This is a genomic window from Streptomyces sp. NPDC002537, assembly GCF_053594975.1.
The window spans coordinates 1-10,113 of record NZ_JBSFWT010000147.1 but is presented as its reverse complement, the minus strand read 5'-3'; the positions used below and the strand labels follow the sequence as shown (position 1 = coordinate 10,113).

Genomic DNA, 10,113 nt, shown 5'->3' with positions numbered 1-10,113 from the left:
CCTGCGGGGCCCCTGAGGCTTCCGCTGTTCCCGAATCTCGAAGTCCATCGCATCCCCTGAACTGGGGTGTTGCGACGACCACTAGAACGGAAGGAAGCGGCGGGGGCCTTCGGCATGCGGTCGCCCGCAGCAGCAGTCGCGGTCGCGGTCGGACAAGGCACGGCGGTCACATACGGCGGAACCGAACGGGCGGCCGGGCCGCGGTCACCGCGCGAACGTGCCGTGAATCGCCGTCAGCGGCGCCAGGAGGCCCGTGGGGGCGGCCGGTGAGGGAAGTGGGCGACGACCTCGCCCCGGGGCGTCCAGGCGGCCCTCGCGGTCCGCGAGCCGCCGACCGCTCCGGCCGCCGCACCGCACGAACGGCGCGAACGCCCCGTCGGCGCAGGCGAACTCGGCCTCGACGGCGCCGCGCACCCGCTCCGGTCCCAGGGCGACGGCGGCCGCGTCGTGCGCGGCCTCCGGGCGGGGCAGGGGCGTCATGGGCGGCCCCGGTCGCTCCCGCCGACGCGGGCGGGGTACTTGGCGGCCCGTCTGGCGGCGCTCCCCCTCCCTGCCAGTGCGAGCAGTTCGTCGTCCCGGCGCGCGGCCGCGTCGGTGCGCAGCCAGCCGGGCAGCAGCGCCTGCACGCCGGGGAGTGCCATGACCCGTGTCAGGGCGCCCGCGACGGCGAGCGCACCCGCCACCCACGGCAGGGCGGACGGGATGCCGGATGCCTGCACCACGGCAGGCAGGACGACCGCGATGGCAACCGCTGTCTGCAGAACAGTGCGCGCGGTGCGCTTGGCGGCTTCGGACATGGTGGTGGAGTTCCTTTCCCTTGCGGCCCCGGTTCCGTTTCCTTGCGGTCGTCAGGAACACGGGACTTCGAGCCGGTCCCAACTGACCCGCCCGGTATGCCATCGGCATCCGCGCCCGGGAAGCCCAACTTCCGCTGCCAAACGGCGTACACGGCCCGGTCGGCGCCCGCACGCTCCGGCCCCGGGGGAAGGGCTCGCACCTGGTTCGTACCCGGCTCGCACCCGCCGTGCGCCCGCGCGGGAGCGGGTGCGCCGTCCGGCCGGGCACAGCGGACTCCACCCGCCCCGGACGGGTTGCGCGCCCACACGTGATCAGCAGTTCCTCCATGCCGTCCCCACATCCCGGCAACCCGCTCCCCGCCGGTGCTCGAAAGCCCGCACCGCGGCGGGGACTTCGCTCGCTCACGCGCGCTACGCTCGTGCGCGAACGGCAGGGAGGCGGGTTTGCGATGAGGGACGCCCTGGAGGGATTCGCGGCCTGGATGGAGGACCTGATGAGGTCCCGCGGCTACGACATCGACCGTCCCCGAGGCGGTGGCCGGTCCAGGATCGCCGACGACGCGGGAGTGCACCGGGCGGCCGTGACCCGGCTGCTGCAACGGCAGAGCATGCCGGACCTGGCGACCATGCGCGGTCTGGCGCGGGCACTCGACGTACCCGTACGCGACGTGCTGATCAGATCCGGCAAGCTCACCGAAGCGGACCTGCCCATGCCTGTGCCGCACGCTCCGGACAGAGCGACGGACAGGACGACGGACAGGGCGACGGACGGCCGTGGGATCACGCTGGAGGAGGCCGCCGAGCTCCTCGGTGTCCCCGCGGAGCGGAGGGCACTCTTCCGCCAAGTGGCGGCCCCGTTCCTGCCGTCGGAGGACGGGGACACCCGGCACCGGAAAGCAGCGGGCACGGGCTGACGCCCCGGGCGCGGCGCCCCCGGCACGCGTCCGGCCGTCAGATCAGCCCGTGTTCGCCCAGGTACTCCAACTGCGCCCGCACCGAAAGCTCCGCCGCGGGCCACAGGGAACGGTCCACGTCCGCGTAGACGTGGGCGACCACGTCCTCTGGCGAGCGGTGGCCGCTCTCGACGGCCGTCTCGACCTGAGCGAGCCGCTTCGCCCGGTGGACGAGGTAGTAGTCGATGGCGCCCTGGGCGTCGTCCAGCACCGGGCCGTGGCCGGGCAGCAGCGTCTCCACTCCCTCGTCGACGGTGAGGGCGCGCAGCCTGCGCAGCGAGTCGAGGTAGTCGCCGAGCCGTCCGTCGGGGTGGGCGACGATCGTGGTGCCGCGCCCCAGGACCGTGTCCCCGGTGAGGAGCGCGCGGTCCGCCGGGAGGTGGAAGGCGAGCGAGTCGGCGGTGTGGCCCGGTGTGGCGATGACGTGCAGTTCGAGTCCGCCCGTGGTGATCACGTCGCCCACGCCGAGGCCCTCGCCACCGAGCCGCAACGCCGGGTCCAGGGCGCGTACGTGCGTACCGGTCAGCTCGGCGAAACGGGCCGCGCCCTCCGAGTGGTCGGGGTGGCCGTGGGTGAGCAGGGTCAGGGCGACGCGTTTGCCCGCCGCCTCCGCGGTCGCGACGACGGCGACGAGGTGGGCCTCGTCCAGCGGGCCGGGGTCGACGACGACGGCGAGCTCGGAGTCGGGCTCGGCGACGATCCAGGTGTTGGTGCCGTCCAGGGTCATCACGTTCGGGTTGTGCGCGAGCACGCACGTCGCGCGGGCGGTCGCGGGGCCGCCGATGGCGCCGCCGCGCGGCCTGCCGGGAAGGTCGGCTGAGGTGGTCATGAATCGGCTCCCAAGGCTCGCGGGGTTCCCGTGGGGTGGTCGGGCTCCGGCGTTCCCGGAGCGATGTGCTTGGTGAATTCGTCGTGCCCCGGCCAGCTCAGCACGATCTCGCCGCCGACGAGCCGCGCTCGCGCCAGGACGGGCGTGAGATCCCGGTCACCCGCCGCGCGCAGCACGTCCGGCACGCTGTCGTACGGACGCAGCGCGCGCAGGGTGGCGATGGTGGGCGGCATCATCAGGAGCTCGCCGCGGTCGTAGCCGGCGGCGGCCTCGGCGGGGCGGACCCACGCGGTGCGGTCGGCCTCCGTGGAGGCGTTGCGGGTGCGCTGGCCCTCGGGGAGCGCGGCCACGAAGAACCAGGTGTCGTAGCGGCGGGGTTCGAACTCCGGGGTGATCCAGCGCGCCCAGGCGCCGAGGAGGTCGCTGCGCAGCACCAAGCCGCGCCGGTCGAGGAGGTCGGCGAAGGACAGTTCACGGCTGACGAGAGCGGCCCGGTCGGCCTCCCAGTCGGCGCCGGTCGTGTCGGCGACGACCGTGTCGGGCGTCGGCCCGGCCAGCAGCACGCCCGCCTCCTCGAAGGTCTCCCGGACGGCAGCACAGACGATGGCCTGAGCTCCCGCCGGAGCCACGCCGAGGCGGTCCGCCCAGTCCGTGCGCGACGGACCGGCCCAGGGCACCTCGCGCTCGTCACGCGGGTCGACGGAGCCGCCCGGATACGCGTACGCGCCTCCGGCGAAGGCCATGGAGGCGCGTCTGCGCAGCATGTGGACGGCGGGGCCGCCGACTTCGTCGCGGAGCAGCAGTACGGTCGCGGCGCGGCGGGGCGCGACGGGCCGGAGCTCGCCGTTGGTGAGTGCTCTGATCCGGTCCGGCCACTCCGGCGGGTACCACTGGCCGTTCGAGGGTGACATGGCCGGATGCTATGCGCTCACGCGCGGATGTTCGAGGGTGTGCGGGCCGCGCCGCGGGCCGTCCCCATGTGCGGTTCCACCGTGCGGAGGGCCGTTGGTGAACGAGCGCCGGACGGGCTCGCTGCCGGCCCGTCCGGCGCTCGCGGACACAACGTGAGGACTGCGCGAGGGCGCGGGATCAGTCCCGGACCTCGACCATGATCTCGACCTCCACCGGTGCGTCCAGCGGAAGCACCGCCACGCCCACCGCGGAGCGGGCGTGCACGCCCTTCTCCCCGAGCACCTCGCCCAGGAGCTCGCTGGCCCCGTTGAGGACGCCGGGCTGCGCCGTGAAGTCCGGTGCGGAGGCGACGAAGCCCACGACCTTCACCACGCGCACGATCTTGTCGAGGTCGCCGACGACCGACTTCACCGCGGCGAGGGCGTTGAGCGCGCAGGTCGCCGCCAGCTCCTTCGCCTGCTCGGCGCTGACCTCGGCACCGACCTTGCCGGTCACCGGGATGGCGCCCTTGACCATCGGCAGCTGCCCGGCGGTGTGGACGTACGCCCCGGAGCGCACGGCCGGCTGGTAGGCGGCCAGCGGCGGCACCACGTCGGGCAGCGTCAGGCCCAGCTCGGCGAGCCTGGCCTCGACGGCACTCACGCCTTCTCCCGCTTGAGGTAGGCCACCAGCTGCTCCGGATTGTTCGGGCCCGGGACGACCTGGACGAGCTCCCAGCCGTCCTCGCCCCAGGTGTCCAGAATCTGCTTGGTCGCGTGTACGAGAAGCGGCACAGTCGCGTATTCCCACTTGGTCATGGCCCGACTGTAATGCCTGGCACCGACAGCCCTGTGCGTAGCCCGCGCGGCGGTCGGCCGGACACTCGCAGGGTCAGGGCGTCGGCTCCCGCGCCGCGCCCTCCGACACGGCTCGCTCACCGAGGCACGGGCGCCCCTCGTCGATACCCGGCGCGGGCCGAGCGGTCAACACCGGATTCGGGCCACTTTCGACGCGACATGTCAACGTCCGGGCGACGCCGCAGCGGTCGCTTCCGGAGGGAACCATGTCGCCACCTGACGCCACACGGCCGTTGTCGACGAATTAGGCTCCGATCCATGAGCAGGCTCCATGTCGTCAGCGGCAAGGGCGGAACCGGCAAGACCACGGTCGCCGCGGCACTCGCGCTTGCCCTCGCCGCCGAGGGCAAGCGCACCCTCCTCGTCGAGGTCGAGGGCCGGCAGGGCATCGCGCAGCTCTTCGAGACCGAGGCGCTGCCGTACGAGGAACGGAAGATCGCGGTCGCGCCCGGCGGGGGCGGCGAGGTGTACGCGCTGGCGATCGACGCCGAGCGGGCCCTGTTGGACTACCTCCAGATGTTCTACAAGCTCGGCAGTGCGGGCCGCGCGCTGAAGAAGCTCGGCGCGATCGACTTCGCGACGACCATCGCGCCGGGCCTGCGGGACGTCCTGCTGACCGGCAAGGCGTGCGAGGCGGTACGCCGCAAGGACCGCGCGGGCCGCTACGTCTACGACCACGTGGTCATGGACGCCCCGCCGACCGGCCGCATCACGCGCTTCCTGAACGTCAACGACGAGGTGGCCGGGCTCGCCCGGATCGGCCCGATCCACAACCAGGCGCAGGCCGTGATGCGCGTCCTCAAGTCGCCCGAGACGGCAGTGCACTTCGTGACGCTGCTGGAGGAAATGCCGGTCCAGGAGACCGTGGACGGCATCACGGAGCTCCGCACGGCACAACTGCCGGTGGGCGGCGTCGTCATCAACATGGTGCGGCCGGAGATCCTGGACGAGGCGGCCGTCGAGATCGCCGCGAACGGCAGGCGCGTGGCCGTCGCCCGTACGCTGTCGCACGCGCTCGAGCGCACCGGTTTCGGCGGCACGCGCCACGCGGGCCTCGCCGAGCTGCTGGTCGACCCGTTGGTGACGCAGGCACGCGAGCACACCGAGCGACTCGCCCTGGAACACCGCGGCCGCACGGAGATATCGGGACTGGGCCTCCCCACGTACGAACTGGAGCTGCTCGGCGACGGCGTGGACCTGGCGGGCCTCTACCGCATGGCGCGCGAACTGCGGAAGCAAGGAGTCTCCGAGTGAGCCTGGACACGGCGTCCGTCCTGGACGTGGACCCCCTTCTCGACGACCCGCGCACCCGCATCGTCGTGTGCTGCGGTTCCGGTGGCGTCGGCAAGACGACGACCGCGGCCGCTCTGGGCGTACGGGCCGCGGAGCGCGGCCGGAAGGTCGTCGTCCTCACCATCGACCCGGCCCGCAGGCTCGCACAGTCCATGGGGATCGAGGAACTGGACAACGTGCCGCGCCGGGTGCCCGGAATCGACGCGTCCGCCGGCGGCGAGCTCCACGCCATGATGCTCGACATGAAGCGGACCTTCGACGAGATAGTCGAGGCACACGCCGACCGGGAGCGCGCCCGGGCCATCCTGGAGAACCCCTTCTACCAGTCCCTGTCGGCCGGTTTCGCGGGCACACAGGAGTACATGGCGATGGAGAAGCTCGGTCAGCTGCGCGCGCGTGACGAGTGGGACCTGATCGTCGTGGACACCCCGCCGAGCCGTTCCGCGCTCGACTTCCTGGACGCCCCGGGGCGCCTGGGGTCCTTCCTGGACGGCAAGTTCATCAAGGTGCTGATGGCCCCCGCGAAAATCGGCGGCCGGGCCGGGATGAAGTTCCTGGGCGTCGGCATGTCGGTGATGAGCGGTCCCCTCAACAAGCTGATGGGCGCGCAGCTCCTGCGCGACGTGCAGACGTTCGTGGCCGCCATGGACACCATGTTCGGCGGCTTCCGCACCCGCGCCGATGCCACGTACCGGCTGCTCCAGGCGCCCGGCACGGCCTTCTTGGTGGTGGCGGCCCCGGAGCGGGACGCCCTGCGGGAGGCGGCGTACTTCATCGAGCGACTGGCCGCCGAGCGGATGCCGCTGGCGGGGCTCGTGCTCAACCGCGTGCACGGCAGCGAGGCCGCGCGGCTGCCCGCCGACCGGGCGCTGGCCGCTGCGGAAGCGCTGCTCGACGGCTCACTCGATCCCCTCGGTGAGGCCCTGCCGTCAGAAGCGATGAAAACATCAGAAAATCTTGATGGCGGCGGCATTGTGGATCGTGACAGCGGGCAAGCTGCCTCACGTACCGTTGACGCCCCGGGCACCGGCACTCCCACGGTCCCGGCCACTCCCGAGAGCGGCCTCCCCCAGCCCGCGCCTTCTGGAGACTCCACGGCACAGGACTTCACCGCACAGGAATCCACCGCACGGCTGACGGCCGGGCTGCTGAGGCTGCACGCCGAGCGGATGCGGGTGCTCGCCCGCGAGCGCCGTACGCGCGATCGCTTCACCGCGCTGCACCCCGAGGTCGCGGTGGCGGAAGTGGCCGCCCTGCCGGGCGACGTGCACGACCTGGCGGGCCTGCGGGCCATCGGCGAGCGGCTCGCCCTGCAGTCGCCGTCGCACACGGCGACCGTCGACTGACGCGCCGAGGCCCCCGGCTGACGGCGCCGTGGGTAATGCCGTCAGGATCGGGGCGCTCGTGGTCGGCGCGCTGCGCCTCGGCTAGCCGACCGCCGCATAGGCGTCGTACTCCTCGTCGCTCAGCGGCAGGATCCCCGCACCACGCTCGTATTCCGTACGGGCGGTCTCCAGGAGCCTGCGCCAGGAGGTGACCGTCGGCCGACGCCTGAGCAGCGCCCGCCGCTCGCGCTCGGTCATCCCACCCCAGACACCGAACTCGACGCGGTTGTCCAGCGCGTCGGCCAGGCACTCGGTACGCACCGGGCATCCGGTGCAGACCGCTTTGGCCCTGTTCTGTGCTGCGCCCTGAACGAATAGTTCATCCGGATCGGTAGTGCGGCAGGCTGCCTGCGCACTCCAGTCGGTTACCCAGCCCATGCTGGCGCCGTCCTCTCCCGAATTGAGGCTCCCCCACGGCGGCAGCGGCATATTCACCGTTGCCAGTTGAGGACGTTACGGAAGGCAGGCAGGGGGCAACACCCCCTTCGGGCCCAATCTTGGATGGCCCGAACGGACTATGCGTACGCGGCAGATCACCCAACGGAGTGAGCTGGCGACATCAGCGACTATCCCCGCTATACCGGGGCAGTTCACCCATCCTGCGACGGTCACCAAGTGACACAGGCGGCAATACGGACACATCTCATCACTCACAAGAGTGAGAGCGAAGGTGATGCTGAATGGCATCGCAGTGACTGGCGTGAAACAGCGTAGGCGAACACACGGGCGTCTGTCCGCCGAATGAGAACGTAGGCTTCCCTTCATGGCTATGAAGCGTTCGGACGAGGGCCCGAGCAGGGCCCAGCAGGCCGCCAGGTTCCTCGGTGTCAGCGTGCTCTCCGGAGCGGTTCTCGCAGGTCTGGCCCTGCCCGCCGTCGGCGCCTTCGGCCTGGCGGCGAAGGGTTCGGTGGAGGGATTCGACGACATCCCCGCGAGCCTCAAGACCCCGCCGCTCAGTCAGCGCACCACCATCCTCGACGCCCAGGGCGGCGAGATCGCGAAGGTCTACTCCCGGGACCGCACGGTCATCCCGCTGAGCGAGATCTCGCCCTACATGCAGAAGGCGATCGTCGCCATCGAGGACGCGCGCTTCTACGAGCACGGTGCGGTCGACCTCAAGGGCGTCCTCCGCGCGCTCAACAAGAACGCCCAGTCCGGCGGCGTCTCCGAGGGAGCCTCGACCCTCACCCAGCAGTACGTGAAGAACATCTTCATCGAGGAGGCGGGCGACGACCCCGACAAGGTCGCCGTCGCCACCCAGCAGACCCTCGGCCGCAAGGTCAAGGAGCTGAAGTACGCCATCCAGGTCGAGAAGGAGCTCGGCAAGAAGCGGATCCTCAACAACTACCTGAACATCACCTTCTTCGGGCAGCAGTCCTACGGCGTCGAGGCCGCCTCCCAGCGCTACTTCAGCAAGCCGGCCAAGGACCTGGACCTGGACGAGGCCGCGCTGCTGGCGGGCATCGTCCAGTCGCCGAGCCGCTACGACCCGGTCAACGCCCCCAAGGAGGCCGTCAAGCGCCGCAACACCGTCCTCCAGCGGATGGCGGAGCTCAAGGACATCACTCCGGCGGAGGCGGCCGCCGCCCAGGCCAAGCCGCTCAAGCTCAAGGTCACCCGGCCCAAGAGCGGCTGCATCACCGCCGTCGACGGCGCCGGCTTCTTCTGTGACTACGTCCGCGAGACCTTCCTCCAGGACCCCGCCTTCGGCAAGACGAAGGAGGCGCGGGCCAAGCGCTGGAACGAGGGCGGCATGACCATCCGTACGACCCTGGACCCGCAGACCCAGAAGTCCGTGCAGAAGTCGATCAGCGATCACGTCTACCAGAACGATTCGGTGGCCACCGCGGTATCGATCGTCGAGCCCGGCACCGGCAAGGTGCTCGGCATGGGGCAGTCCCGGCCGTACGGCTTCGGGGAGAACCAGACACAGATCAACTTCTCCGCCGACCACGCACAGGGCGGCTCGACCTACGGCTTCCAGACCGGTTCGACCTTCAAGCCGATCCTCGCGGCGGCCGCACTGGAGGAGGGCATCTCGCCGAACAAGGTCTACGGATCGCCGTTCCAGATGGCCTACCCCGACTCCGTCGAGACGTGTGACGGCACCTGGCGCAACAGCGAGGGCGCGACCGTCAGCAACGAGAACCGGAGCGAGGTCGGCCCGTACGGCATGCGGGAGGCGACCGCGAAATCGGTCAACACCTACTTCATCCAGATGATCGGCGACATCGGCACCTGCCCGGTGACGAAGATGGCGGCGAAGCTGGGCCTGAAGCCGGCCTCCGGCAAGAAGATGGACCAGGTGCCGTCGATCGCGCTCGGCACCCAGGGCATGTCGCCCCTGAAGATGGCCGCCGCCTACGCGGCCTTCGCCAACGGCGGCAAGTACTGCACCCCCGTCCTCATCAACTCGGCCACCGACCCGAACGGCAAGAGCATCAACGTCCCCAAGACGCAGTGCTCGCGCGCGATGTCCGAGGAGACCGCCAGCACGGTCAACTCGCTCCTCAAGGGCGTGGTCGAGGACGGCACCGGCAAGCAGGCCGGACTGGACGGCCGGGACAGCGCGGGCAAGACCGGTACGACGGACAGCCGTCACGCCGCCTGGTTCGTCGGCTACACCCCGAACATGGCGGGTGCGGTCTGGGTCGGCGGCCCCGGCAAGGACGTCGAGATGGAGGGCATCAGCATCGGCGGTGTCTACCACGACAAGGTCTACGGCGGTGACACCCCGGGCCCGATCTGGCGCGACGCGATGAACGGCGCGCTGGACGGCAAGCCCGCCCCGACGTTCGACGGATCGGGCGTCATCGACGCGGGCACCGACGCCGCCAAGAGCAACCCCGGCGGCACCAGCAACGGCAACGACCCGGCGAACGGCACTCCGGGCACCCCGGCCGACACCACGACCGGCGGTCCGGGCAACGGCCGTTCCGGCAAGCACAACCCGACGGGCGGCAGGGGCCACTGACGCCTCGACGACAACGCGCAGGGGCGCCCGGACCGATGACGGCGTCCAGGCCGACCACGGTGTCCACCTCGTCGGCGCGGGCGGTGAGGACCAGCACGGGGAAGCCATGGCCTTCGGTGCGCAGCCGACGACAG

Annotated in this window: 10 protein-coding genes and 2 pseudogenes; 4 read left to right on the top strand and 8 right to left on the bottom strand. The window is 71.3% G+C overall.

Translation table 11 applies throughout. The annotated features are described in order from the left end of the window. Window positions 1–204 precede the first annotated feature (204 nt). Both ACWD4A_RS34300 and ACWD4A_RS34295 read right to left on the bottom strand, forming a co-directional pair. On the bottom strand, window positions 205–480 hold the full coding sequence (locus tag ACWD4A_RS34300; protein WP_451200226.1) for a hypothetical protein: 276 nt from the start codon (window positions 478–480) through the stop codon (window positions 205–207). 110 nt (window positions 481–590) lie between these two features. Next, window positions 591–797: pseudogene (locus ACWD4A_RS34295) on the bottom strand (hypothetical protein); the annotation flags it as partial. Between the two features lie 449 nt (window positions 798–1,246). Here ACWD4A_RS34295 and ACWD4A_RS34290 point away from each other — a divergent pair. Next, a complete protein-coding gene (locus ACWD4A_RS34290) occupies window positions 1,247–1,711 on the top strand; it encodes a helix-turn-helix domain-containing protein (RefSeq protein ID WP_451200223.1) in 465 nt (154 codons plus the stop codon). Window positions 1,712–1,748: 37 nt separating this feature from the next. Here the strand turns inward: ACWD4A_RS34290 and ACWD4A_RS34285 are convergent, their stop codons facing one another. The 4 genes from ACWD4A_RS34285 to ACWD4A_RS34270 all read right to left on the bottom strand — a co-directional run bounded on the left by ACWD4A_RS34285 (window position 1,749) and on the right by ACWD4A_RS34270 (window position 4,288). Beyond that, the gene (locus ACWD4A_RS34285; protein ID WP_451200220.1) at window positions 1,749–2,579 is read right to left on the bottom strand and encodes an MBL fold metallo-hydrolase; all 831 of its coding nucleotides are present in this window, start codon (window positions 2,577–2,579) and stop codon (window positions 1,749–1,751) included. Next, complete coding sequence (locus ACWD4A_RS34280) at window positions 2,576–3,490, bottom strand: NUDIX hydrolase (protein WP_451200217.1); 915 nt, start codon at window positions 3,488–3,490, stop codon at window positions 2,576–2,578. Before ACWD4A_RS34280 ends, ACWD4A_RS34285 begins: the two co-directional genes overlap by 4 nt. A gap of 178 nt (window positions 3,491–3,668) precedes the next feature. Then, window positions 3,669–4,133 (bottom strand): RidA family protein, encoded by a 465-nt coding sequence (locus tag ACWD4A_RS34275; RefSeq protein WP_451200214.1) that lies wholly within the window; start codon window positions 4,131–4,133, stop codon window positions 3,669–3,671. Then, complete coding sequence (locus ACWD4A_RS34270) at window positions 4,130–4,288, bottom strand: DUF4177 domain-containing protein (RefSeq protein ID WP_003967454.1); 159 nt, start codon at window positions 4,286–4,288, stop codon at window positions 4,130–4,132. Before ACWD4A_RS34270 ends, ACWD4A_RS34275 begins: the two co-directional genes overlap by 4 nt. A 297-nt stretch (window positions 4,289–4,585) precedes the next feature. Between ACWD4A_RS34270 and ACWD4A_RS34265 the strand changes: the two genes are divergently transcribed. Next, on the top strand, window positions 4,586–5,581 hold the full coding sequence (locus ACWD4A_RS34265) for an ArsA family ATPase (protein ID WP_451200210.1): 996 nt from the start codon (window positions 4,586–4,588) through the stop codon (window positions 5,579–5,581). Then, a complete protein-coding gene (locus ACWD4A_RS34260; protein WP_451200207.1) occupies window positions 5,578–6,966 on the top strand; it encodes an ArsA family ATPase in 1,389 nt (462 codons plus the stop codon). Before ACWD4A_RS34265 ends, ACWD4A_RS34260 begins: the two co-directional genes overlap by 4 nt. A gap of 81 nt (window positions 6,967–7,047) precedes the next feature. On the opposite strand, the gene ACWD4A_RS34255 is transcribed toward ACWD4A_RS34260, so the two are convergent. Further along, the gene (locus tag ACWD4A_RS34255; RefSeq protein ID WP_205519362.1) at window positions 7,048–7,383 is read right to left on the bottom strand and encodes a WhiB family transcriptional regulator; all 336 of its coding nucleotides are present in this window, start codon (window positions 7,381–7,383) and stop codon (window positions 7,048–7,050) included. A gap of 385 nt (window positions 7,384–7,768) precedes the next feature. Between ACWD4A_RS34255 and ACWD4A_RS34250 the strand changes: the two genes are divergently transcribed. Beyond that, a complete protein-coding gene (locus ACWD4A_RS34250; protein ID WP_451200204.1) occupies window positions 7,769–9,979 on the top strand; it encodes a transglycosylase domain-containing protein in 2,211 nt (736 codons plus the stop codon). A gap of 40 nt (window positions 9,980–10,019) precedes the next feature. On the opposite strand, the pseudogene ACWD4A_RS34245 reads toward ACWD4A_RS34250, so the two are convergent. Next, window positions 10,020–10,113: pseudogene (locus tag ACWD4A_RS34245) on the bottom strand (DNA-binding response regulator); the annotation flags it as partial.

Coding starts and splice junctions, on each gene's coding strand:
- ACWD4A_RS34290 (WP_451200223.1), top strand. CDS start 1,247: ATGAGGGACGCCCTGGAGGGATTCGCGGCCTGGATGGAGGACCTGATG.
- ACWD4A_RS34300 (WP_451200226.1), bottom strand. CDS start 480: ATGACGCCCCTGCCCCGCCCGGAGGCCGCGCACGACGCGGCCGCCGTC.
- ACWD4A_RS34280 (WP_451200217.1), bottom strand. CDS start 3,490: ATGTCACCCTCGAACGGCCAGTGGTACCCGCCGGAGTGGCCGGACCGG.
- ACWD4A_RS34265 (WP_451200210.1), top strand. CDS start 4,586: ATGAGCAGGCTCCATGTCGTCAGCGGCAAGGGCGGAACCGGCAAGACC.
- ACWD4A_RS34270 (WP_003967454.1), bottom strand. CDS start 4,288: ATGACCAAGTGGGAATACGCGACTGTGCCGCTTCTCGTACACGCGACC.
- ACWD4A_RS34250 (WP_451200204.1), top strand. CDS start 7,769: ATGGCTATGAAGCGTTCGGACGAGGGCCCGAGCAGGGCCCAGCAGGCC.
- ACWD4A_RS34255 (WP_205519362.1), bottom strand. CDS start 7,383: ATGGGCTGGGTAACCGACTGGAGTGCGCAGGCAGCCTGCCGCACTACC.
- ACWD4A_RS34285 (WP_451200220.1), bottom strand. CDS start 2,579: ATGACCACCTCAGCCGACCTTCCCGGCAGGCCGCGCGGCGGCGCCATC.